Source organism: Domibacillus indicus (assembly GCF_023715895.1).
GTDB lineage: Bacteria > Bacillota > Bacilli > Bacillales > Domibacillaceae > Domibacillus > Domibacillus indicus_A.
In genome coordinates this window covers 1-23,283 of the sequence record NZ_JAMBOO010000030.1, presented here as the reverse complement: position 1 = coordinate 23,283, position 23,283 = coordinate 1, and the positions used below count along the sequence as shown (strand labels likewise).

Genomic DNA, 23,283 nt, shown 5'->3' with positions numbered 1-23,283 from the left:
GATAATAACGCCAAGAAATGGTTTCGATATTTTGATGGTGAAAGAGAGGCATTCGATGATGAAAGCTACAGGTATTGTTCGACGCATTGATGATCTTGGCCGTGTGGTCATTCCGAAAGAAATTCGCCGTACCCTTCGTATTCGCGAAGGAGACCCGCTTGAAATATTTGTGGATCGTGATGGCGAAGTGATTTTGAAAAAATATTCACCTTTCACAGAGCTTGGTGACTTTTCCCAGGAGTATGCAGAAGCACTGCATGACAGTTTAAACTATTCAGTGCTGATCTGTGACCGTGATACAGTCATTTCGGCTGCCGGTGTTAAAAAGAAAGACTTCGTAGAACGGAAAATCGGCCCGGTAGTCGAATCGGTTATTCAGGAAAGACGCTCAGCTGAGAGCAGTGAGCAGCGCAGCGTAGAATTCGCGGATGGCCGCACGGTAGAAGCTCAATCGTATTTTATTACGCCGATTATTGCGGCTGGTGATACGATCGGAGCAGTTGCCCTGTTTTCAGAAGACCGCACGGCAGGTGAAGCGGAACAAAAAGCCGCTTTTGTCGCAGCTTCTTTTTTTGGGAAACAAATGGAACATTAACCCGGACTCCCGCCTTGGGAGGCCGGGTTTTTCTTTTCAAAGCGGAAAAAAATCAGTAAAGTAGTCACTGAGGTGGTTGCGTGAATTGGGAAAAATCATTTTTAAAAGGGGCTTTTTTATTAACAGCTGCCGCATTGTTTGTGAAAGTATTAAGCGCGGTATACCGGGTTCCTTTTCAAAATATCGTTGGAGACACCGGCTTTTATATTTACCAGCAGGTGTATCCGTTTTATGGGATTGCAGCGGGGCTTGCGGTATCTGGATTTCCAGTGGTACTTTCCCGGCTGACATCAAGTACGGATGAACGAAGAGAGCGGGTCATCGTCCATACGGCCTTTATAACGATTGGAGCGATGGGCTTCGCTGCTTTTCTGCTGCTTTTTTTGGGTGCCGGCTGGATCGCCCAAGCGATGGCAGATGAAACGTTGAAGCCGCTTATCCAGTGCAGCGCCCTGTTTTTTTTAGTTGTTCCGTATATTGCGGTTCGGCGGGGTGCATTCCAGGGAGCGGGAAACATGGTGCCGACCGCTTCTTCTCAAATGATTGAACAGTCGGTGCGGGTTGCAGGAATTTTGTTCTTTTCTTTTTTTATCGTTTTTTCAGGCAGGTCGCTTTATGATGCGGGTCTTGGTGCCGTTTTTGCATCGCTGCTGGGAATGACCGCTTCTGCCATTATATTGTGGAAACACAGCAGAAAGGGCCGGCAGGCGATTTTATTTTTGTTTGACCGCCGGACGGCTGTTCAAGTGGCACTGCATGGGACGGCTGTTTGTGTGTCTGCCCTAACGCTCGTTCTGCTTCAGCTGGCCGACTCGTTTCAAGTATACAGCGGTCTTCTTGCTGCTGACATGACAGAAACAAGCGCTAAAGCGTGGAAAGGTATTTTTGACCGCGGCCAGCCTCTGCTTCAGCTCGGTGTAACCGCAGCCGTTTCTATTTCTCTTACAATTGTGCCGCTTATTTCAAGAGCGCGTAAGGAGCGAAACAAACAAGCGGAGGCTTCTTTCAGCCAGCTGGCACTTCGGGTGAGTTTTGCGCTGGGGCTGGCTGCTTCAGCTGGCTTAGCGGCTGTTATGGTTCCTCTTAATGTGATGCTGTTTAAAACGGCTGATGGATCAGGCTTTTTGGCCGTTTTCGGTTTATCGATCTTTTTTTATTCGATCATGGCAACGATGAACGCCGTTTTCCAAGGGAAGGGAAATGACTGGGTGCCAGCCGCTGGAACGGTGTTAACTGTTGTTGTAAAGTGGGGGGGCAATGCGCTGTTGATTCCGCTCTGTGGCCTTCACGGTGCAGCCCTTGCGACAGCAGGCTCTCTTTTAGCCGGTGTTTGCTTTTTAATCATCATGTGGAAAAGAAAGCGTGAGCCGTTTTTACCTTTCGTATTTATGTGGAAAACCACAGCAGCGGCTTCTTTAATGGCAGGTCTTGTTTTTCTTTTTGTATATGGCATGGTTACGCCCGAATCGGGAAGACTCTGGAGTGGCGTGGCGGCTGTAAGCGGAGCACTGCTCGGCGCCTGTTTGTTTTTGGTTTTCATGGTAAAATGGAGAATATGGAATGATGACGATTTGCGTATCCTGCCGTTCGGCGAAAAATGGATCAAACGAGCAGGAATGCGGATAAGAAGGAAGTGATAGACAGTGACGAACCAAATTACGATTGTCGGTCTTGGCGCGGCAGATTTGAACCAGATGCCGCTTGGCGTTTACCGGCTTCTTAAAGAAGCAGAGGTCGTTTGGCTGCGAACGAAGGAGCACCCGGCTGTAGCAGCGTTAGAGAAAGAAGGAGTCCGCTTTGGAAGCTTTGATGCCATTTATGAAAAGCACGGCCAGTTTGAAGAAGTATACGATGAAATCGTAGCAGCACTGCTTCAAAAATCAGAGCAGGGACCCGTCCTTTATGCAGTTCCGGGTCACCCAATGGCCGCGGAAAGAACGGTGCAGCTTTTATTAGAACGAAAGCAGAAAGGTGAAGCAGAGGTCGTGATTGGGGGAGGACAGAGCTTTCTCGATGCTTTATTTACAAGCGTTGGAATCGATCCAGCAGACGGCTTTCAGCTGCTCGATGGGACGGCTCTAAACCGTGACGACATCCGAATTGCCGGCCACTTGATTATTGCCCAGGTATACGACGCTTTTGTTGCCTCTGATGTGAAGCTGACACTGATGGAGAAGTATCCGGATGAGCATGAAGTAACCGTCGTGACAGCGGCGGGAAGCGAGCAGGAAACGGTACGCAAGGTGCCGCTTTATGAGCTGGATCACGGTATGGAACTAAATAACCTGACGAGCGTTTATGTGCCGCCTGTCCAAAGAGAAGAAGATACATACCGGGAATTTTCTGTCCTGCGCGGGATTATTGCGCGCCTCCGGGACCCAGAAGGCGGATGCCCTTGGGATATCAAACAGACACACGCTTCGCTGAAAAAGTACCTGCTTGAGGAAACATATGAATTGTTTGAGGCAATCGACAACGAAGATGATGAAGAAATGGCAGCTGAGCTCGGTGATGTTCTGCTTCAAGTGCTTCTTCATGCACAAATCGGGGAAGACGAAGGCATGTTTACGATTGAAGACGTGATTGCATCCACATCTGCCAAAATGATTCGCCGGCACCCTCACGTGTTTGGTGATGCAACAGCTGAAACGGCTGAAGAAGTCAAAGTAAACTGGCAGGAAATCAAAGCCGCTGAAAAAGGGAACAAAGAAGAACGCATCCTGGACGGCATTCCAAAAGGGCAGCCGGCGTTGATGGAAGCATATGATCTTCAGAAAAAAGCGGCGAAAACAGGCTTTGACTGGCCGGACGCAGAAGGCGTCATTGAAAAAGTGAAAGAAGAATGGGCTGAATTTTTAGCAGAAACCGAAACAGGTCAGTCAGACCGGCTTCGGGAAGAATTTGGCGATGTTTTATTCACGTTGATCAACGCAGCGCGGTTTTGGGATATTCATCCGGAAGAAGCCCTTCAAGGGGTTAACCGTAAATTCCGGCGCCGCTTCGGGTTTGTGGAAGACAGGGTGAAAGAAAGCGGACGTCCATTTTCTGATTTTACCTTAAAAGAATTAGATGAATTTTGGGATTTGGCCAAAGGAGAGGAACGAGCATGAGACTTGATAAATTTTTAAAAGTATCCCGCATTATTAAACGGCGCACACTGGCAAAAGAAGTAGCTGACCAGGGGCGCATTCTCATTAACGGCACGGAAGGAAAAGCAAGTTCCAACGTAAAAGTGGGAGATGAGCTGACGGTCCGGCTCGGCCGCCGTGTCATGACTGTAAAAATCGAAAAGCTGCTCGATACAACGAAAAAAGAAGAAGCAGCCGGCATGTACACCGTATTAAAAGAAGAACACATTGGCGAATAAGAAAAAGCACCCGTTTCAGGCGGGTGTTTTTTTCATGAAAGCCCCTTGCTGTGCATAGGATGTCCATAAAGGGGATGGATGCAATGGATATGAAACAAGGCCATACCGTAAAAATGGACGGGCGTAAAATGATTGAGATGACAGGCGTCATTCAGGTGGAGCGATTTGACAGCACAGAATTTCTACTTGAGACCATTATGGGAAAGCTGAAGATCCGCGGCACTGGTTTAAAAATGAAATATTTTGACACAGTGAATAAATCAGCAGCCATTGAAGGGCGCATTACTGCTTTTATGTATGTGGAAGGCGGTATGGGCAAATCATTTTTTAGACGGTCGACATGAATATTCACGTACAATTTGATACAGCTCTCGCGATGGTCAGCATGGGCATTTGTTTTGGGCTGCTGCTTGAATGCTACCGCCGTATTCGTCCCAAAAAAACCGGTCTGGTATTTGTAACAGATGTATTGTTTTGGATTTTGTATGCGATCTTGCTGTTCACTTCCCTGTACAAAGTAAATGATGGTATTGTTCGGCCGTCTTTTTTCCTTTTTTGGACGGCCGGCTGCCTAATGTATGGCACATTCCTGCGACGTTTTTTTCTTCCGCTCGTAGATGGTCTTTTTTTCTCGATTCGTTTTTTGTATCGAATGATTTCAGGAATCATCCGTATCTTTCTTGTTGCTCCGCTTCTTTTTGCCGTAAAATGTATCCTTTCTCTTGCCAGAATGAGTAAGTTTCTATTATCATGGTTGGTAAAGGTAGTGATTGTGCGGCCATGGACGGCTATACGCCGTCCGAAAAAATAAAAGCGGAGGAACATTGATGCGCGGATTCAATAAAGAAAAAGTAGCTTCCTTAAAAAACGCCTTTGTCCTAAGTGAAGAAAGAAAATCAATGTTTAAGATGAAGCATAAACAGAAATTAATGCGCAGACTGGCAGCTTTTGGTGTAGTGGCATTGATCATTTTAGGTACGGTGTCATCTGCTTTGTTTTCACAAATGGGCAATTTAAATGAGAAGAAGGAAGAGCTGGCAAAAGCAAAACAGTCACTGGCTGAACTAAAGCAGCAGCAAAAAGAGTCGGAGGAAGAGCTGGTCCGGCTGCAGGATGATGAGTATATTGCGAAGCTTGCTCGGAAAGAATATTTTTATTCAGAAGATGGAGAAATTCTCTTTAATATTCCGGAAGATGAGGAAAAAGCCAAAGATACAGAATAGTAAAGAAAGCATGTCATGTTGACACGCTTTTTTTACGTACTATAATAATAAGTAAAGTTCGAACAATTTTAAGGAGGAACAATTTTTTTATGTCAATCGAAGTGGGCAGCAAGTTACAGGGTAAAGTAACCGGCATTACAAAATTTGGCGCATTCGTACAATTGCCGGAAGGTTCGACGGGTCTTGTTCATATTAGTGAAGTGGCGGATAATTACGTCAAGGACATCAACGACCATCTAACTGTTGGCGATGAAGTGGAAGTAAAAGTTTTGAATGTGGAGAAAGACGGTAAGATCGGCTTATCGATTCGTAAAGCAAAAGATAACCCGCCACCGCAAACGCAATATCGTCCGCGTCCACAACGCCAGGGTGATTTCCGTCAAAAAGGACCGCGCGGCGGCCAGCCGCCTGTCGAGAACTTTGAATCGAAAATGGCCCGTTTCTTGAAAGATAGCGAAGAACGCATTTCAACGTTGAAGCGTCAAACAGACTCACGCCGAGGCGGAAGAGGCGGAAGACGCGGATAACGCTTGCTCCCTGTCGATCTCAATAAATGTGTACTAAGCATAAGCACTTATTTTTAAAGTCCCGAATACTATAATTCGGGGCTTTTTTATTTTTTATTGGGGAAAAGAGGGATTGCGTTTTGCTTATTCAACATCTATACGTTGAGCGTCGTTCTGCGGCATTAATAAAACCGTTTATTACGGCATTAAGAACGGTTACGTCCATTGAGTTTATAGTAGTTCGACTTTTGCTGGAGGATGGGACAGAAGGCATTGGGTCTGCTGCACCAACGATGGTGATTACGGGAGACTCAATTCAAAGTATGGAAGCGGCTGTTCAAACGATCATCTCTCCCCTCCTGATAGGCAAAGAAGTGAATGATATCAGGGCGCTCTCACAAGCGGTTCAGCAATCCTGTGTAGGAAACACGAGTGCCAAAGCAGCTGTAGAAATCGCTTTGTTTGATGCTTACGCTAAAGGAATGAACATACCGCTTTATCAAGTGTTTGGCGGTAAAACCAACGTCCTTCAAAACGATCTGACCATCAGCATCAATCAAACCAGCATGATGGTGAAGGATGCAGTCGATGCTGTTCAAAACGGGTTTACTGCATTGAAAGTAAAAGCCGGGCTGAATGCAGACGAAGATCTTAAAAGGATTGCGGCTATTCGTGAAGCCGTTGGAGAAGCCATTGAAATCCGCGTGGATGCCAATCAAGGATGGACAAAAAAAGAAGCCGTGCGCATCATTCACCGATGGCAGCATGAGGGACTGAATATTGCAGTGGTTGAGCAGCCCGTAGCAGCGGGAGATCTGGAGGCTTTGAAATATGTAACAGACCGTGTTGAAACGCCGATTATGGCAGATGAAAGTGTTTTTTCGCCTGAGCAGGCAATGGAGCTCGTGCAAAGAAAAGCGGTAGATTGGCTGAATATTAAGCTGATGAAAACAGGAGGTATTGTGAGAGCTTTGCAAATCGCAGACATTGCACAGGCAGGCGGAGTTCCCTGTATGATCGGAAGCATGATGGAAAGCAGTATTAGCGTGATGGCTGCTGCTCACTTGGCCGCTGCCCATCCAAATATTAAAAAAATCGATCTGGATGCGCCGCTGTGGCTTGAGGAAAGCCGCGTAAAAGATTTTCCTTTTAACGGACCGGCGATTATGCTGAGTAAACAGCCGGGCATTGGCTATCACTTTTTAAAAGATGGTAAAGAAAAGGGGACATAGTATCCTCTTTAAATATTCGAAAAAAGCAAAAAAAAGACCGGCAAGCTTTTGCCTGCCAATCTTTTTGCTGTATGACCCCTACGGGATTCGAACCCGTGTTACCGCCGTGAAAGGGCGGTGTCTTAACCGCTTGACCAAGGGGCCATTATAGAAATAAAGTGTGTCTGGCTTTAACGGCCAGCTCCTCAAGTTGTAAGCAGTGATGTCTTACGTCTGTTGGAGCTGGACAATCGTTTCAGCTCTTTTTTATAGCGGCGGAGGGGATCGAACCCCCGACCTCACGGGTATGAACCGTACGCTCTAGCCAGCTGAGCTACACCGCCAAGTTGTGGTTGTCTGTAACAGCACAAAATCTATAATAATGGCGGGGCGAAAAAAAGTCAACACTATTTCCGAAATTTTTTCATTCTAATTTTGTCGAACGATTTTTCTTGCCTATTTCCTTCGTTTGACAAAGTTTTAACAATCAATCTTTTATACTTCTCGATAACGATTAAAAGGGAGTGGTATTGTGCAAAGAGCGGAGCTGGGAATGACAGGAGAAGCGGTTCTAGGCCATGGATGGGGAAAAGGGTTTGCAGGAAAAACGGCCTTTGTTTTGCTGGATCGTGGATGGATTTTAGTGCCGGCCGGCTTTTTGTTTGGACGGGCACTGCTGCTTTCGCAGCTGTCGCCATTCGCGCTTGCCTTTTTTGCGGCCGTCTTTATGTTGAAGAAAGAAGTCGCCCCTCGGGTATTTTTAGCTATACTAGCCGGAGCGCTTACGATTTCGCCTATTCAAGCATCAGTGGCTTTCACTTTATTATTTTGCTTTCTGATCGTTCATCGGGTGTTTCGATCCCTTCATAAGGGAGAAATAACGCCTGTTCCATTCTTTGTTTTTTTTACAACACTCGCTGTGAAAAGTGTTTTTTCTTATATTATAAACGGATCCCAGTTTGTGCCTGCGTATGATCTGGTGCTGGCGGCTGTAGAGGCCTCACTTGCGTTTGTGCTGTCGCTTATCTTTATGCAGTGTATGCCGTTTTTATCCCTCTCCGGACGAATTCGGACATTGAAAACGGAAGAATGGATCAGCTTGTTAATTGTTTTCGCTTCTGCCGCGACCGGTATGGCCGGCTGGGTGGTTGGGGGGCTGGAAGCTGATCATATTGCTGCCCGCTATTTAGTTACAGTGGTTTCTTTTTTATCTGGTGCCGCATTTGGATCGGCAGCGGGTGTGGTCAGCGGACTGGTCTTAAGCCTTTCGGGCGTAAATGATTTTCATGAAATGAGCATCCTGGCTTTTGCGGGCCTGCTCGGGGGGCTATTTAAAGAGTGGAGGAGGGGCGGTGCGATTGCGGGCTTGATGACAGCCACTGTCCTTGCTGGTTTTTATGGAGAAGGCAGCCTGACCAATATGGATGCCTTATACGAATCAGCCATTGCGGCTGTCCTGTTATGTTTAACGCCAAAAGCCTGGACAGACCACCTGTCAAAATTAATACCAGGCACAACCGAACATTCGATTGAGCAGCAGCGCTACCTGCGGAAAGTACGGGATGTGACAGCCAATCGGATGGAACAGTTTTCGGATTTATTTGATGCGCTTTCAAAAAGCTTTTCTCAGTCGGGCCATTTTCATGAAACCGCTGAACGGGAAGTGGACCTGTTCCTCAGCGGAATCACAGAGAAAACGTGTCAGACCTGCTTTAAGAAAGAGCAGTGCTGGGCCCATCAGTTTGATGAAACGTACAAGCTGATGAAAGATATATTGGAAGACGCCGATCAAGGGGCTGACGCGCTTTCTCCTCATTTAGCAAAAGAGCTGGAGCAATACTGTTTCCGTCCAGCCAGGGTTGAAGCGGAGATTCGCTCGCAGCTGACCTATTACCGGGCAAACAAAAAGCTGAAGCAGCAAATGAGAGAGAGCCGGACAATTGTCGCTGATCAGCTTGAAGGCGTTTCAAAAGTGATGCAGGATTTTGCTGCTGAAATGAAACGGGAGGAAGAAACACATATTTCCCAGGAAGAAAAAATCACAACAGCCATTGAATCGTTTGGAATGGAAATCACGGATATCAGTGTTTTTAGTGTTCAAAAAGGTGCGATCGATATTGAGATGACGCTTCCTCATTCAAAAGTGCACGGAGAGAGCGAGAAAATTATCGCACCGATTCTTTCTGACCTGCTGAACGAATACATCATTGTGGTGGACGAGCAGCAGGATGGCTCCGGTGTTCGGAGCGTGTTTCGTTCGGCTAAAGCTTTTCGCGTTGTAACAGGCCTTGCCCATGCAGCAAAAGGCGGCGGCTTAATTTCAGGGGACTCCTTTTCTGCTATTGAAATCGGGACAGGAAAATTTGCTCTGGCGATCAGTGATGGAATGGGAAATGGAGGACGGGCCCACGACGAGAGCAGCGCAACGATCAGCCTGCTGAAGCAAATTCTTCAGTCAGGCATTGAAGAAACAGTAGCTGTAAAGTCGATTAATTCGATTCTTTCTCTTCGGACGAATGATGAGGTGTTTTCTACGCTTGATTTGGCGATTATTGATTTGCAGGATGCCCGCACGGTCTTCTTGAAAGTCGGTTCCTCACCAAGCTTTATTAAACGGGGCAGCCAGGTCATCAAAGTAGAAGCCGGCAATGTGCCGATTGGTATTTTACAGCAGCTTGAAGTGGAGACGGTTCATGAACAGCTGAAGTCGGGAGATTTACTGATTACGATGAGTGATGGTGTGTTTGAAGGACCTGAATTTATCGAAAACGCCGACGTATGGATGAAGAGAAAAATTAAATCAATTGAAACCAATGATCCGCAGGCGTTTGCTGATTTATTAATGGATGAAGTGATGCGGGCGCAGTCCAATGAAATCCGGGATGATATGACGCTTTGTGTAGCACGTGTTGAACACAATGTACCGGAATGGGCGGCCATTCCTATTTATGACATTGAGCCGTCTGCAAAAACAAAAAAACGGTCTGCAAGACGCCGGGCTGTATAAAATTCCCCTTTTCAGTCGAATATGAAGAAAACGAGTGAAAGGCGGGCGTAATCATGAAAATGGGCACGATGAGGCAATTGCTTTTACTGACGGACGGCTGTTCGAATACAGGGGAAGATCCAGCAATGATGGCCGCTTTTGCCCGGCGGCGTGGTATTACCGTCAATGTGATTGGGATTATCGATGGAAACGGAACGGATCCAGGACTTGCTGAGATTGAAGCGATCGCTAAAGCGGGAGGGGGAGAAAGCCGGATTGTGCAGGCAGCGGCCCTGTCAGAGACCGTGGTAAATGTGACAAGGCAGGCGATGACAGGCACTATTTACAGCATTATTAACGAAGAACTGCGCGGTATTTTAAACAAAGAAGCGAACGTTGAGTCTCTGCCGCCGGCTACAAGAAGCGAGATTGCCGAAAAGGTGGAGGACATTAGCGAAGAAGCAGCGCTTGAGCTGCTCGTTCTGACAGATATGAGTGCCAGTATGAAGTTAAAGCTGCCGGCAGTAAAAGAAGCGCTGTATGATCTTTCAATGTCAATGCAGTCACGTATCGGTCCATCTTCTTTTTCGCTTTGGACATTTCCAGGGAAATATAGTGCAGCAGAAGAGCGGATTGGCTGGACCAACGATGCCGGTAAATTAGCAGAGTCATTTCCGCAGCTTCTGTCTGGAGGTATCACACCGACTGGGCCGGCTATTCGCCAGGCGCTGTCTTCCTTTATGGAAATGAGCGAATACGATGAAAAATCGATATGAAGCAAGCCCCGGTGAACAGATTAAGGGAAAATGGACGGGGCATGTATGGCGAGTCGAGCGGGAAATTGGCCGCGGAGCGAATGGAATTGTTTATCTTGTAAGAGGGTCGGCTGGACGAGCTGCACTCAAATTTGCAGATTCCGCTTCTGTTGCGTCTGAGACAAATGCTTTAACAGCACTTGAGCGGGTCAGGGGAGCATCTCCCGGCCCTTTTTTCATTGAAGCGGACGATCTGGAAAAAGAGGGTGCTGTGTATCCATTTTTTTTAATGGAGTTCATTGATGGACCGATGCTTCATACATTTATAAAAGGCAAAAAAGAAGAATGGGCCATTATTTTATTAATCTGGCTTCTTACCTTTTTGGAGTCCCTTCATCGGCTGGGGCATGTAATGGGTGATTTGAAGCCGGAAAATTTCATTGTTGTCAGCCAAAAAGCGATTCGGGCGGTTGATGTAGGAGGCATGACAAAGTTTGGGCGGTCTATCAAAGAGTACACAGCGCTTTATGACCGGGCGGCATGGCAGGCCGGAACAAGAAGAGCTGAACCCGCGTATGACTTGTTTGGAGCGGCAGTGCTCACGGTTTCCCTCCTTCATAAACAGGCTGTGCAAAGGGCACTCGGGCATATCGACGATCTAAAAAGCATCGTTCAATCGTCTCCAGCCCTGCAGCTGATTGAGCCTGTTTTATTCAATGCATTTGCAGGCAAATATGAGAATGCCTCCGCTATGAAAAGAGAATTGCTTCTCTGCTTTGCGAAAACAAAAACAAAAACAAAAACAAGGACAAGAACAGGAAGACAAAAAAGAAAAACCTTTTGGGCAGGAAAATGGTTCGTACTGGCAGGCGCTTTGGCCGCCATCTTGATGCTGTTTTTGTTACACTAAAAGAAAACGCAGAGAGGCGGCGCAGGAGCTGTGCATTTTTTTGAAGAAAGTATTAAGCGGTTTATCGAGAAAAAAGAAATGATAAAAAAGGGAGATCATGTAGCTGTGGCCGTTTCAGGCGGAGTGGATTCGATGGTGCTTCTTTCTGTTTTGCATAAGCAGCGGAACCGGCTTGGCATTACGGTGAGTGCTATCCATGTGGATCATATGCTTCGGGGGGAGGAATCGTATGAGGATTTCCGTTTTGTAGAATCTTTTTGCCAGAAGCATGCTATTTCTTTTTTTGGCCGCCAGGCAGATGCCGGCCGGAAAGCGAGTGAAAGCGGTATGGGTATTCAGGTCGCAGCCAGAGAAGTGCGTTATGCCCTTTTTCGAGAAGGAATGGAGAAGCTTGGAGCGAATAAACTGGCGACGGCCCATCACGCAGATGATCAAGCGGAAACGGTGCTTATGCAGCTGTCGCGGGGCGGCCACACACACTCTGGCATGCCGGCTGTGCGGCTTTTTGCGAGCGGCATGCTAATCCGTCCTTTGTTATGTGTGGAAAAGGAGGAAATTGCTGCCTACGCGGCGAAGCATTCTATTTCATATAGGGAAGATCCGAGCAACGCAAAAAGTACGTATACGAGAAATCGATATCGTCATCAGCTTCTTTCGTTTTTAAAAAATGAAAATCCAAAAGCTGCGGTGCACATTGGCTATTTTGCCCAAGATCAGCAGGAAGACGAACTTTTTTTACAGGCGATGGCCAAGAAAAAAATAAAGAATATGGCGGTCTGGAAACAGGAATCGGTTTCGCTGCAAATTGAACCGTTTCGCGAGGTGCCTTTGCCTTTACAAAGAAGGGCGATTCATCTAATATTAAACTATCTTTATCATGGAAAAACAGCGTTTTCTTTCCTACATATTCACCATATTTTACAACTGCTTCAATCAACTGCCCCATCAGGGAAACTAAACCTTCCATCACGCCTTTCCGTACGCAAACTAAACGAACAGTGTGTCTTTGCTTACGAAGCGGATGACAGGCCGAGTAACAGAACTGATTTGTTATTTGCCGAAGATCGGCTGTACAGGCAGGATGCCGGCACATTTAAGCTGAAGGAAGCCAGCGAGTGCCCGGACGGAGCAGAGTGTTTTCGTTTGAAGCCCAACACGCCTCTTCCGCTTTCGATTCGGATGCGGCAGGATGGAGATCGAATTCAGTTAAAAGGAATGAGTGGTTCGAAAAAGCTTGCACGGCTTTTAATCGATGAAAAGATTCCCCTTGCCTTTCGCGACCGCGTTCCAGTGGTAACGGATGCAGATGGTACGATTCTTTGGATACCGGGAATCCGCAAGTCGGTTCATGAAGGTGACGGGCCGCTGCTGTTGATTTATGAAAAGGAATGAACCAACTTTGGGAGGAAAATCTATTGCTACGTAACGATATTGAAGAAATATTAATTTCGGAAGAAGAAATACAAGAAAAAGTGAAAGAGCTCGGAGCGCAGCTCACTGAAGAGTATAATGACCGCTTTCCACTTTTCGTTTGTGTGTTAAAAGGCGCTATGCCGTTTATGTCTGATTTGGTTAAGCGGGTGGATACACATCTTGAAATGGATTTTATGGACGTTTCAAGCTACGGAGCTTCAACCGTATCGTCTGGGGAAGTGAAAATCGTCAAAGATTTAAACACTTCCGTAGAAGGCCGTGATGTCTTGATTATTGAAGACATTATCGACAGCGGATTAACATTAAGCTATCTGGCGGAGCTGTTTCATTACCGGAAAGCAAAATCTGTGAAGATTGTCACGCTTCTGGATAAACCAACCGGCCGAAAAGCGAAAATTAAAGCAGATATGATCGGCTTTACGGTGCCGGATGCATTCGTTGTCGGCTATGGTCTTGATTACGCTGAACGCTACCGGAACCTGCCGTATATCGGTGTTTTAAAGCCATCTGTTTACACGGCAGCCGAAGAGGAATAAGGGAGCCGAATGAATAGGCTAAAAGAAGGTTCAAATAGTTGTAAGGCCAACTTTTTGTATGATAACATTGCATATAGTCAGTTTTTCTCGGGAGGAGGTAAGGGATGAACAGAATTTTTCGCTACACCATATTTTACCTATTGGTTTTTCTTGTTATTATCGGCGTTGTGAGTTATTTCAATAACAACAACGCGCCAACAAACAATGTCACATACAATGAATTCCTGACATATCTTGAACAGGATGACGTTGAGAAATTTACCATTCAGCCTGAGCGCGGTGTTTATGAAATACGCGGCCAATTAAAAGGGGCAGAGGACAATGAAATGTTTGTTGCGTATGCAACAGGCAATGATTCTACTTTAAACCGCATTAATGAAGCGTCTCAAAACACACAGGCAGAAGTTCTTCCAGCGAAAGAAACAAGCGGATGGGTGCAGTTCTTCACAACCATCATCCCATTCCTTATCATTTTTATTTTCTTTTTCTTCTTACTGAACCAAGCGCAGGGCGGCGGTGGCGGCCGTGTAATGAACTTCGGTAAAAGTAAAGCTCGTCTTTACAACGATGAAAAGAAAAAAGTCCGGTTTAACGATGTAGCCGGCGCAGATGAAGAAAAGCAGGAGCTTGTCGAGGTTGTAGAATTTTTAAAAGACCCGCGTAAGTTTTCTGAGCTTGGCGCCCGTATTCCAAAAGGGGTTCTATTAGTTGGACCTCCAGGTACCGGTAAAACTTTGCTTGCCAAAGCGGTAGCCGGAGAAGCAGGCGTACCATTCTTCTCCATCAGTGGTTCCGACTTCGTTGAAATGTTTGTCGGTGTCGGGGCTTCTCGTGTTCGTGATTTGTTTGAAAACGCGAAAAAGAATTCCCCTTGTATCATCTTTATCGATGAGATTGATGCGGTGGGACGTCAGCGTGGTGCTGGCCTTGGCGGCGGTCACGATGAGCGCGAACAAACGCTGAACCAGTTGCTTGTAGAAATGGATGGCTTCAGTGCCAACGAAGGAATCATTATGATTGCCGCAACAAACCGTGCAGACATTTTGGATCCAGCCCTTCTTCGTCCAGGCCGTTTCGACCGTCAAATTACGGTTGACCGTCCAGACGTAAACGGCCGTGAAGCAGTTCTGCGTGTACATGCGCGTAACAAACCGCTTCACGAATCAGTAGATTTAAAAGCGATTGCTCAGCGGACGCCTGGATTCTCCGGTGCGGACCTTGAAAACTTATTGAACGAAGCAGCGCTTGTGGCTGCCCGTGCCGATAAAAAGAAAATTGACATGAGTGATGTGGATGAAGCGACGGATCGTGTAATTGCCGGTCCAGCGAAAAAGAGCCGTGTGATTTCCAAGAAAGAACGGAAAATCGTGGCATTCCACGAAGCTGGTCATACTGTAATCGGACTTGTTCTTGATGATGCCGATATCGTGCATAAAGTAACCATTGTCCCTCGTGGCCAGGCAGGCGGCTATGCCGTAATGCTTCCAAGAGAAGACCGCTACTTTATGACAAAGCCGGAACTTTTGGATAAAATCACGGGCCTTCTTGGCGGCCGTGTAGCCGAAGATATTATTTTCGGGGAAGTGTCAACAGGAGCTCATAACGACTTCCAGCGTGCGACAGGCATTGCCCGCCGTATGGTGACGGAATTTGGTATGAGTGACAAGCTTGGACCGCTTCAGTTCGGACAGTCACAGGGACAGGTGTTCCTTGGCCGTGACTTTAACAGTGAGCAAAATTATTCTGATCGGATTGCCTATGAGATTGATACGGAAATCCAGACGATCATTAAAGAGTGTTATGAGAGAGCGAAACAAATTCTAACAGAGAACCGTGATAAGCTCGAACTTATTGCGAATACACTTTTAGAAGTTGAAACGCTTGATGCAGCACAAATTAAGCATTTATCAGATCACGGAACGCTGCCGGATCGCAATTACAGCGATAACCAAAGCAAAACCGTGAAAGACAATGCAGGTCAAGCGGGTGAAACAGCGCAAACAGCGCAAACACCGGCAACTGAAACAACCAATCTGCCGGCTGAGCCAGCTGATCAACCAGAAGTGCGCGACGATCTTCAAAATCCACCGAACAATGGTGGACCGAAAGCATAATCATAAAGACGCCTGAAAAGCATTTCTTTCAGGCGTCTTTTCTCTTCTTTTCGAGAAGTGTATGTTATGATAAAACACGAAAATTAGACGGACAGGTGTGGTGAAGGTGATTTTTGTACTGGATGTAGGGAATACCAATACTGTGCTCGGTGTATACAAAGGGGAAACGTTAAAACATCACTGGCGCATTGAAACGAACCGGAATAAAACCGAAGATGAATACGGCATGATGATTAAAAGCCTGTTTCAGCATGATGGCCTGCAGTTTGAACAAATTGAGGGCGTGATTATTTCTTCTGTTGTTCCGCCAATTATGGCAGCACTCGAGCGCATGTGTGAAAAGTATTTCCACACAAAGCCGCTTGTCGTCGGACCAGGTGTGAAGACCGGTTTGAATATTAAATATGAAAATCCACGTGAAGTTGGAGCCGACCGGATTGTAAACGCAGTGGCCGGCATCCATGAATATGGCACGCCGATCATTATTGTTGATTTTGGAACAGCGACGACCTATTGTTATATCGACGAAAGCAGCCATTATATGGGCGGTTTGATTGCACCGGGCATTGGCATTTCTACAGAAGCCCTTTATACAAGAGCTTCTAAGCTGCCGCGTATTGAAATTGCCCGTCCGGAAACTGTAGTCGGGAAAAATACGGTTTCGGCTATGCAGGCCGGCATTTTATACGGATATGTAGGTCAGGTTGAAGGAATTGTCAGCCGAATTAAAAAGGAATATAACGCGGACCCTACTGTTATTGCCACAGGCGGTCTTGCTGGGCTGATTGCAAAGGAATGCAGCATGATTGATGTAGTGGATCCTGATTTAACGTTAAAGGGCCTTCGGTTAATTTATAAGCGAAATACCCAATAAGAGAGGAAGAGGACTGTGAGCGATTATTTAGTAAAAGCATTAGCTTTTAATGGACAGGTTCGTGCGTATGCAGTGGATACAACGAAAACGGTCGGGGAAGCGCAGAGAAGACATGGTTCATGGCCGACTGCTTCTGCAGCGCTTGGACGTACAATGACAGCAGGCGTCATGATGGGTGCGATGATGAAAGGTGAAGAGAAAATCACCTTAAAAGTTGAAGGGAATGGTGAAGCTGGCCCCATTCTTGTAGACAGCGATGCGAAAGGCAATGTGCGCGGCTATATTACGCGCCCGCAAACGCATTTTGATTTAAATGAACAAGGGAAGCTGGATGTGCGCCGGGCGGTCGGCACAGAAGGAATGTTGACTGTCGTCAAAGACTTGGGCCTGCGTGAAAATTTCAGCGGCCAGACGCCAATCGTCTCTGGAGAATTGGGCGAAGATTTTACGTACTATTTCGCTGTTTCTGAACAGGTTCCTTCCTCTGTGGGGGTAGGTGTGCTTGTGAATCCAGATAATACAATTTTAGCTGCCGGCGGATTTATCCTGCAGCTGATGCCGAATACCGATGATGCAACGGTTACGATTTTAGAGGAGCGCATCACAACGATGGAGCCGATCTCAAAGCTGATCGAACGTGGATTAACGCCCGAGCAAATTTTGATTTATATCCTCGGTGAAGAAAACGTTAAGTTTTTAGAAACGATGCCAGTCCAGTTTAACTGCAAGTGTTCAAAAGAACGCTTCGGAAACGCAATCATCAGCCTGGGACGCGAGGAAATCCAGGAAATGATCAATGAAGACCATGGAGCAGAAGCGCAATGCCATTTCTGTAATGAGAAATACCAATTCTCTGAAGAAGAACTGGAGCAATTAAAGCAAGAAGCATAAAAGTAAAAAAACCTGCCTGCAAAGGCAGGTTTTTTTATAGCTGCCCCGAACTTAAATTAAAGTAATTGACTTTTCGCTAAAAAGCTGGTAAATTCTATATAACCAATAAAAATACTCGGCATTTAACTGGAGGTAACAAATTCATGGTACGTGTGGCGAATTCAGTAGCAGATTTAGTTGGTCAAACACCTGTTGTAAAACTAAACAATGTGGTGGGCGAAAACAGTGCAGATGTTTACGTAAAACTTGAATATATGAACCCGGGCAGCAGTGTAAAAGATCGTATCGCGCTTGCGATGATCGAATCAGCTGAGAAAAAAGGCAGCCTGCAGCCAGGCGGTACACTTATTGAACCGACAAGCGGAAACACAGGAATCGGTCTTGCAATGATCGCAGCTGCAAAGGGCTATAAAGCGATTTTAGTTATGCCTGAAACAATGAGCATGGAGCGCCGCAACCTTCTTCGCGCTTACGGTGCAGAGCTTGTGCTTACACCAGGTCCTGAAGGCATGGGAGGTGCGATCCGCAAAGCAAAAGAGCTTGCAGAAGAGCACGGCTACTTCCTGCCTCAGCAATTTGAAAACGAAGCAAATCCTGAGGTTCACCGCTTAACAACAGGAAAAGAAATCACAGAGCAATTTGATCAGCTTGATGCGTTTGTAGCGGGTATCGGTACAGGCGGTACCATTACAGGAGCAGGACAAGTGATCAAAGAAAAATGGGGAAATGCCAAGGTTTTTGCAGTAGAGCCGAAAGATTCACCGGTTCTTTCAGGCGGAAAACCAGGTCCTCATAAAATTCAAGGAATCGGTGCAGGCTTTGTACCAGCGATCCTTGATACACAAATTTATGATGAAGTCATTCAAATTGATAACGACACAGCATTTGAAGCAGCGCGCCGTGTTGCGCGCGAAGAAGGAATTCTTGGCGGGATTTCATCTGGTGCCGCTATTGCAGCTGCGATTCAAGTCGCTGAAAAGCTTGGCAAAGGCAAAAAAGTATTGGCGATTCTTCCATCAAACGGAGAGCGCTACTTGAGCACACCGCTTTATCAATTCGATTAATCGAACTTCGGCCAGACTGCTAAACGCAGTCTGGCTTTTTTTCGTGTTAAAATAAGAAATGGAAAAGGAGCGGTGCAAAAATGAAGGCAGGAAAATTCATTCTTAATTTTGAAGAAGCGATTCACGTAATGGGAATTTTAAATATTACACCTGATTCGTTTTCGGATGGCGGCCGTTACAACGAGAAGGAAGCAGCCGTACAACGTGCCGTACAAATGGTTGCAGACGGTGCACACATCATCGATATCGGCGGTGAATCTACACGTCCGGGCTATACACCGGTTTCTGTTGAAGAAGAAATCAGCAGAACGGTCCCTGTTATTGAAGCTGTATCTCGGGAAGTGGACGTCCCTATTTCTATAGATACATTTAAAGCGCGTACAGCCGAAAAAGCAGTAGAAGCAGGTGCGTCCATTATTAATGACATTTGGGGAGCGAAAAAGGAGCCGGACATTGCCGCGGTGGCGGCCCAAAAGCAGGTGCCGATTATTTTAATGCACAATCGTGAAGAAAAGAATTACAACAGCTTTATGAAGGACTGCTTAAACGACCTGGATGAAAGTATTACAATTGCCAAAAAAGCGGGAGTAGCCGATGACCAAATTATCGTCGATCCGGGCATTGGGTTTGCCAAAACAATGGAGCAAAACATTGAAATGATGCAAAACCTTGATCAGATTGCTGCTCTTGGTTATCCTGTTTTGCTCGGCACCTCGCGTAAACGGGTAATCGACTATGTTTTGAATGTGCCTGTAGAAGAACGGATGGAAGGAACGGGTGCTACCTGCTGCTTTGGAGCGCAAAAAGGCTGCCGCATTATGCGGGTACATGACGTTAAGCCAATTGCCAGAATGATGAAGATGATGGATGCTTTAATCGGAAAGGAGCCGGATCGTGGATAAGATATACGTTACAGGAATGGAGTTTTGGGGCTATCACGGTGTATTCCCGGAAGAAAACAAGCTTGGCCAGCGGTTTAGGGCTGATGTAACCCTGCACGTTTCTTTAAAGAAAGCGGGTCAAACCGATAACCTGGAGTATTCCGTTAATTATGCAGACGTCTACCATGCATGTAAAAAAGTTATTGAAGGCGAGCCAGTCAAACTTGTTGAAACATTGGCGGAACGAATCGCTTCCAGCATTTTAGGAGGTTTTTCAGCGGTGAAGTCCTGCACGGTGAAAATTATAAAGCCGGATCCTCCTATTCCAGGTCATTACGACTTTGTTGCTGTTGAAATTACACGGGGGCGCGAAGAATGATCCACGAAGCCTATTTATCACTCGGAACCAATATGGGAAACAGGGAAGAACAGTTGAGAGAAGCTGTTCGTCAGCTGGAGGAGCAAAAAAGCCTGCAGCTTATGGCGGTCTCTTCCATTTATGAAACAGATCCTGTCGGCTTTACGGACCAGCCGTCTTTTTTTAATATCGTAGTTAAGCTGAAAACATCCATGACACCGGATGAACTGCTTGCAGCCTGCCAGGAAATCGAAAATAAACTAGGTCGTGAGCGGATCGTTCGATGGGGTCCACGTACAATAGACCTTGACATTTTACTGTATAATCACGACAATATTAAATCAGATAGTCTTATTATTCCTCACCCGCGAATGACAGAACGTGCTTTTGTGCTCATTCCGCTGGCAGAAATAGATACAGCAATAACGCTTCCTGGTACAAGTTTGCCGCTGGAGCATTACGTAAAAAATGTGCAAGGGAAAGAAGGCGTCAAGCTATGGAAAACAGCAGACGCCTTTTACCGCTTGTGAAAATAGAAAGGTGATTGTACATGTTCAATATCGGACCGGTTGAAATCCAAAACCGGGTAGTGCTTGCGCCGATGGCTGGCATATGTAACTCTGCTTTCCGTCTTACAGTTAAGGAATTTGGCGCCGGCATGGTGTGCGCTGAAATGGTTAGTGACAAAGGGATTATTTTTCAAAACGAGAAAACAATGAATATGCTTTATATCGATGAGCGTGAAAACCCGCTTAGCCTGCAGATTTTTGGCGGCGAAAAAGAATCGCTCGTTCAAGCGGCAAGCTTTGTTGATAAAAATACAAACGCAGATATTATCGATATCAATATGGGCTGCCCAGTTCCAAAAATCACAAAATGTGATGCTGGAGCTAAATGGCTGCTTGATCCAAATAAAATTTACGAAATGGTTTCTGCAGTCGTAGATGCGGTAGACAAGCCAGTTACAGTAAAAATGCGTATGGGCTGGGATGAAGATCATATTTATGCAGTTGAAAATGCCCGTGCAGTAGAGCGTGCCGGCGGCCAGGCTGTTGCGCTTCATGGTCGTACGCGTGTACAAATGTATGAAGGCCATGCGAACTGGGATATTATTAAAGAAGTAAAACAGGCCATTAATATTCCGCTAATCGGAAATGGTGATGTTCAAACGCCACAGGATGCTAAACGTATGCTGGAGGAGACAGGCTGTGATGGCGTTATGATCGGCCGGGCAGCGCTTGGAAACCCATGGATGATTTATCAAACAGTTCATTACCTTGAAACAGGTGAACTAATTGGGGAACCAACACCTCGTGAAAAAATTGACGTATGCCTGCTTCATTTAGATCGCCTGATCGGCTTGAAAAATGAAAATGTAGCTGTACGTGAAATGAGAAAGCATGCGGCTTGGTACTTAAAAGGAATCCGTGGAAACGGTAAAGTGCGTAAAGAAGTTAATGAATGTGAAACACGTGACCAGCTTGCAACACTGCTGACCACATTTGTAAATGAAGTAGAAGAAAAAGAAGCGTCCAATCAGGCGGTTTAATTAGGAGTGAACGGAATGAGTGAAGAATTAAACGACCAGTTGTTAGTAAGAAGAGAGAAAATGCGGGCATTGCAGGAAAAAGGCTTAGATCCGTTTGGCGGCCGTTTTGAGCGGAGCCACACAGCGGAAAGCGTTGCTGCTGAATTCGAATCGTTTTCGAAGGAAGAGCTTGAAGAAAAAGGGGCGGAAGTAGTCGTTGCCGGCCGTATTATGACAAAACGCGGTAAAGGAAAAGCTGGATTCGCTCACGTACAGGACTTAACTGGACAAATTCAAATTTATGTACGAAAAGATGCAGTAGGTGAAGAACAATACGATTTGTTTACTTCAACAGACCTTGGCGACATTGTGGGCGTGAGAGGGAAAGTGTTTAAAACAAACGTAGGTGAGCTGTCTGTTAAAGCAACAGAATATGTGTTTTTAACAAAAGCGCTTCGTCCGCTTCCAGACAAGCACCATGGGCTGAAGGATGTTGAACAGCGTTACCGTCAGCGTTATTTGGACTTGATCACTAATCAAGAAAGCCAAAAAACGTTTATCACACGCAGCCGTATTATTCAGTCAATGCGCCGCTATCTTGATAACAACGGTTATTTAGAAGTGGAAACACCAATGATGCATGCGATTGCTGGTGGAGCTGCAGCTCGTCCGTTCGTCACTCATCATAATGCACTTGATATGGAACTATATATGCGGATTGCGATTGAGCTGCACTTAAAGCGTCTAATCGTAGGCGGTATGGAAAAAGTGTATGAAATTGGCCGCGTATTCCGTAACGAAGGTGTATCGACACGCCACAATCCTGAATTTACAATGATTGAGCTGTATGAAGCATATGCAGATTATAAAGATATCATGAGCTTAACTGAGAATTTAATTGCTCATGTGGCGCAGGAAGTACTCGGTACGACAACGATTCAATATGGAGAAGATACGGTAGAATTAAAACCAGAATGGCGCCGTCTTCATATGGTGGATGCAGTAAAAGAATATACAGGCGTTGATTTCTGGAAAGAAATGAGCGATGAAGAAGCACGGGCACTTGCGAAAGAACACGGCATTGATTACAAAGAAACGATGCAATATGGACATATTGTCAACGAGTTCTTTGAGCAGAAAGTAGAAGAAGAGCTTGTTCAGCCTACGTTCATTTATGGACATCCGGTTGAGATTTCACCACTGGCGAAAAAGAATCCGGAAGATCCTCGTTTCACGGATCGTTTTGAGCTGTTTATCGTTCGTCGTGAACACGCTAATGCTTTCACAGAGCTCAATGATCCGATTGATCAGCGTGAACGGTTTGAAGCGCAATTAAAAGAGCGTGAGCAAGGAAATGATGAAGCGCATGAAATGGATGATGATTTCATCGAAGCACTGGAATACGGTATGCCTCCAACAGGCGGTTTAGGTATCGGTATCGACCGTTTGGTTATGCTTTTAACGAACGCTCCATCTATTCGTGACGTTCTTCTATTCCCGCATATGAGACATAAAGATTAATAAACAAATCTCCGGTGAAAACACCGGAGATTTTATTTTGAAAAAAACTTTTAAAAAAAGCTTGCGTCGGATGAATCACGGTGGTATATTTATATTCGTTGTCAGCAACATAGAACAACAAACTTAAAAAATATTTCAAAAAAGTGATTGACATCACTTGAGGGAAATGTTAAGATATTAAAGTCGCAAATGACACATTGAACATTGAAAACTGAACAAAATCAATAAAAACGTCAACGTTTTAAATTTTTATCTTCCATTAAAACACCCCGTGTTTTAATGGAAACAAATGAGCAATCAAACACTTTTTGGAGAGTTTGATCCTGGCTCAGGACGAACGCTGGCGGCGTGCCTAATACATGCAAGTCGAGCGGACTTGATGGAGCTTGCTCTGTTCAAGTTAGCGGCGGACGGGTGAGTAACACGTGGGTAACCTGCCTGTAAGACTGGGATAACTCCGGGAAACCGGGGCTAATACCGGATAATATCAAGAGCTGCATGGCTCTTGATTGAAAGGCGGCTTCGGCTG

The 23,283-nt window shown here is 45.9% G+C and carries 23 protein-coding genes, 2 tRNA genes and 1 rRNA gene; 24 read left to right on the top strand and 2 right to left on the bottom strand.

Annotated elements, in window-relative coordinates:
- Window positions 1–58: 58 nt before the first annotated feature.
- The 9 genes from spoVT to M3221_RS22625 all read left to right on the top strand — a co-directional run bounded on the left by spoVT (window position 59) and on the right by M3221_RS22625 (window position 6,923).
- A complete protein-coding gene (gene spoVT / locus M3221_RS22665; RefSeq protein WP_242237073.1) occupies window positions 59–595 on the top strand; it encodes a stage V sporulation protein T in 537 nt (178 codons plus the stop codon).
- Window positions 596–675: 80 nt separating this feature from the next.
- Window positions 676–2,232: a putative polysaccharide biosynthesis protein gene (locus M3221_RS22660; RefSeq protein WP_251274049.1), complete on the top strand. Its 1,557-nt coding sequence runs from the start codon at window positions 676–678 to the stop codon at window positions 2,230–2,232.
- A gap of 6 nt (window positions 2,233–2,238) precedes the next feature.
- Window positions 2,239–3,705 carry a bifunctional methyltransferase/pyrophosphohydrolase YabN gene (gene yabN / locus M3221_RS22655; RefSeq protein WP_311316164.1) on the top strand — a complete coding sequence of 489 codons (1,467 nt, stop codon included), beginning with the start codon at window positions 2,239–2,241 and terminating at the stop codon, window positions 3,703–3,705.
- The gene (locus M3221_RS22650) at window positions 3,702–3,962 is read left to right on the top strand and encodes an RNA-binding S4 domain-containing protein (protein WP_242237027.1); all 261 of its coding nucleotides are present in this window, start codon (window positions 3,702–3,704) and stop codon (window positions 3,960–3,962) included. Before yabN ends, M3221_RS22650 begins: the two co-directional genes overlap by 4 nt.
- Window positions 3,963–4,045: 83 nt before the next feature.
- Window positions 4,046–4,306 carry a YabP/YqfC family sporulation protein gene (locus M3221_RS22645; protein ID WP_251274047.1) on the top strand — a complete coding sequence of 87 codons (261 nt, stop codon included), beginning with the start codon at window positions 4,046–4,048 and terminating at the stop codon, window positions 4,304–4,306.
- Complete coding sequence (gene yabQ, locus M3221_RS22640) at window positions 4,303–4,773, top strand: spore cortex biosynthesis protein YabQ (RefSeq protein WP_251274039.1); 471 nt, start codon at window positions 4,303–4,305, stop codon at window positions 4,771–4,773. Before M3221_RS22645 ends, yabQ begins: the two co-directional genes overlap by 4 nt.
- A 16-nt stretch (window positions 4,774–4,789) precedes the next feature.
- Window positions 4,790–5,185, top strand: a complete 396-nt coding sequence (locus tag M3221_RS22635) for an FtsB family cell division protein (RefSeq protein WP_242237034.1) — start codon at window positions 4,790–4,792, stop codon at window positions 5,183–5,185.
- An 89-nt stretch (window positions 5,186–5,274) separates the two neighbouring features.
- A complete protein-coding gene (locus M3221_RS22630) occupies window positions 5,275–5,712 on the top strand; it encodes a S1 domain-containing RNA-binding protein (RefSeq protein WP_050183679.1) in 438 nt (145 codons plus the stop codon).
- A 119-nt stretch (window positions 5,713–5,831) separates the two neighbouring features.
- Complete coding sequence (locus M3221_RS22625; protein WP_251274037.1) at window positions 5,832–6,923, top strand: dipeptide epimerase; 1,092 nt, start codon at window positions 5,832–5,834, stop codon at window positions 6,921–6,923.
- A gap of 72 nt (window positions 6,924–6,995) precedes the next feature.
- Here M3221_RS22625 and M3221_RS22620 read toward each other — a convergent pair.
- Together M3221_RS22620 and M3221_RS22615 are read right to left on the bottom strand one after the other, a co-directional pair.
- Window positions 6,996–7,067: transfer RNA gene (locus M3221_RS22620), tRNA-Glu, on the bottom strand.
- A gap of 105 nt (window positions 7,068–7,172) precedes the next feature.
- Window positions 7,173–7,246 (bottom strand) — tRNA-Met (locus M3221_RS22615).
- A 188-nt stretch (window positions 7,247–7,434) separates the two neighbouring features.
- Between M3221_RS22615 and spoIIE the strand changes: the two genes are divergently transcribed.
- From spoIIE to M3221_RS22540, 15 genes are all read left to right on the top strand, one after another.
- Window positions 7,435–9,909 carry a stage II sporulation protein E gene (gene spoIIE / locus M3221_RS22610; protein WP_251274035.1) on the top strand — a complete coding sequence of 825 codons (2,475 nt, stop codon included), beginning with the start codon at window positions 7,435–7,437 and terminating at the stop codon, window positions 9,907–9,909.
- 53 nt (window positions 9,910–9,962) lie between these two features.
- Window positions 9,963–10,664, top strand: a complete 702-nt coding sequence (locus M3221_RS22605) for a vWA domain-containing protein (RefSeq protein WP_251274033.1) — start codon at window positions 9,963–9,965, stop codon at window positions 10,662–10,664.
- Window positions 10,648–11,553, top strand: coding sequence for a protein kinase domain-containing protein (locus M3221_RS22600; RefSeq protein WP_251274031.1), 906 nt, complete (start codon window positions 10,648–10,650; stop codon window positions 11,551–11,553). The genes M3221_RS22605 and M3221_RS22600 overlap by 17 nt, the downstream gene beginning before the upstream one ends.
- A 30-nt stretch (window positions 11,554–11,583) precedes the next feature.
- Window positions 11,584–12,945, top strand: a complete 1,362-nt coding sequence (gene tilS / locus M3221_RS22595) for a tRNA lysidine(34) synthetase TilS (protein WP_251274029.1) — start codon at window positions 11,584–11,586, stop codon at window positions 12,943–12,945.
- A gap of 23 nt (window positions 12,946–12,968) precedes the next feature.
- The gene (gene hpt / locus M3221_RS22590) at window positions 12,969–13,523 is read left to right on the top strand and encodes a hypoxanthine phosphoribosyltransferase (protein ID WP_251274027.1); all 555 of its coding nucleotides are present in this window, start codon (window positions 12,969–12,971) and stop codon (window positions 13,521–13,523) included.
- 104 nt (window positions 13,524–13,627) lie between these two features.
- Entirely contained in the window at window positions 13,628–15,637 is a 2,010-nt protein-coding gene (ftsH, locus tag M3221_RS22585; RefSeq protein WP_251274021.1) for an ATP-dependent zinc metalloprotease FtsH, read from the top strand.
- Between the two features lie 106 nt (window positions 15,638–15,743).
- Complete coding sequence (locus tag M3221_RS22580) at window positions 15,744–16,511, top strand: type III pantothenate kinase (RefSeq protein ID WP_251274019.1); 768 nt, start codon at window positions 15,744–15,746, stop codon at window positions 16,509–16,511.
- Window positions 16,512–16,526: 15 nt separating this feature from the next.
- On the top strand, window positions 16,527–17,402 hold the full coding sequence (gene hslO / locus M3221_RS22575; RefSeq protein WP_251274017.1) for an Hsp33 family molecular chaperone HslO: 876 nt from the start codon (window positions 16,527–16,529) through the stop codon (window positions 17,400–17,402).
- 143 nt (window positions 17,403–17,545) lie between these two features.
- The gene (gene cysK, locus M3221_RS22570) at window positions 17,546–18,466 is read left to right on the top strand and encodes a cysteine synthase A (protein WP_251274014.1); all 921 of its coding nucleotides are present in this window, start codon (window positions 17,546–17,548) and stop codon (window positions 18,464–18,466) included.
- A gap of 80 nt (window positions 18,467–18,546) precedes the next feature.
- The gene (gene folP / locus M3221_RS22565) at window positions 18,547–19,368 is read left to right on the top strand and encodes a dihydropteroate synthase (RefSeq protein WP_251274013.1); all 822 of its coding nucleotides are present in this window, start codon (window positions 18,547–18,549) and stop codon (window positions 19,366–19,368) included.
- Complete coding sequence (gene folB, locus M3221_RS22560) at window positions 19,361–19,726, top strand: dihydroneopterin aldolase (RefSeq protein WP_251274005.1); 366 nt, start codon at window positions 19,361–19,363, stop codon at window positions 19,724–19,726. The genes folP and folB overlap by 8 nt, the downstream gene beginning before the upstream one ends.
- Complete coding sequence (gene folK, locus M3221_RS22555) at window positions 19,723–20,235, top strand: 2-amino-4-hydroxy-6-hydroxymethyldihydropteridine diphosphokinase (RefSeq protein WP_251274003.1); 513 nt, start codon at window positions 19,723–19,725, stop codon at window positions 20,233–20,235. Before folB ends, folK begins: the two co-directional genes overlap by 4 nt.
- Window positions 20,236–20,255: 20 nt before the next feature.
- Entirely contained in the window at window positions 20,256–21,254 is a 999-nt protein-coding gene (gene dusB / locus M3221_RS22550; RefSeq protein WP_251274001.1) for a tRNA dihydrouridine synthase DusB, read from the top strand.
- A 15-nt stretch (window positions 21,255–21,269) separates the two neighbouring features.
- Window positions 21,270–22,754 (top strand): lysine--tRNA ligase, encoded by a 1,485-nt coding sequence (gene lysS / locus M3221_RS22545; RefSeq protein ID WP_251273999.1) that lies wholly within the window; start codon window positions 21,270–21,272, stop codon window positions 22,752–22,754.
- A gap of 305 nt (window positions 22,755–23,059) precedes the next feature.
- Window positions 23,060–23,283: ribosomal RNA gene (locus M3221_RS22540) — 16S ribosomal RNA — on the top strand; the annotation flags it as partial.

Bases quoted from the DNA above. Each gene is read 5' to 3' on its own strand.
- spoVT (WP_242237073.1), top strand. From the start codon at position 59: ATGAAAGCTACAGGTATTGTTCGACGCATTGATGATCTTGGCCGTGTG.
- M3221_RS22650 (WP_242237027.1), top strand. From the start codon at position 3,702: ATGAGACTTGATAAATTTTTAAAAGTATCCCGCATTATTAAACGGCGC.
- M3221_RS22645 (WP_251274047.1), top strand. From the start codon at position 4,046: ATGGATATGAAACAAGGCCATACCGTAAAAATGGACGGGCGTAAAATG.
- yabQ (WP_251274039.1), top strand. From the start codon at position 4,303: ATGAATATTCACGTACAATTTGATACAGCTCTCGCGATGGTCAGCATG.
- M3221_RS22635 (WP_242237034.1), top strand. From the start codon at position 4,790: ATGCGCGGATTCAATAAAGAAAAAGTAGCTTCCTTAAAAAACGCCTTT.
- M3221_RS22630 (WP_050183679.1), top strand. From the start codon at position 5,275: ATGTCAATCGAAGTGGGCAGCAAGTTACAGGGTAAAGTAACCGGCATT.
- M3221_RS22605 (WP_251274033.1), top strand. From the start codon at position 9,963: ATGAAAATGGGCACGATGAGGCAATTGCTTTTACTGACGGACGGCTGT.
- M3221_RS22600 (WP_251274031.1), top strand. From the start codon at position 10,648: ATGAAAAATCGATATGAAGCAAGCCCCGGTGAACAGATTAAGGGAAAA.
- ftsH (WP_251274021.1), top strand. From the start codon at position 13,628: ATGAACAGAATTTTTCGCTACACCATATTTTACCTATTGGTTTTTCTT.
- cysK (WP_251274014.1), top strand. From the start codon at position 17,546: ATGGTACGTGTGGCGAATTCAGTAGCAGATTTAGTTGGTCAAACACCT.
- folP (WP_251274013.1), top strand. From the start codon at position 18,547: ATGAAGGCAGGAAAATTCATTCTTAATTTTGAAGAAGCGATTCACGTA.
- folK (WP_251274003.1), top strand. From the start codon at position 19,723: ATGATCCACGAAGCCTATTTATCACTCGGAACCAATATGGGAAACAGG.
- dusB (WP_251274001.1), top strand. From the start codon at position 20,256: ATGTTCAATATCGGACCGGTTGAAATCCAAAACCGGGTAGTGCTTGCG.
- lysS (WP_251273999.1), top strand. From the start codon at position 21,270: ATGAGTGAAGAATTAAACGACCAGTTGTTAGTAAGAAGAGAGAAAATG.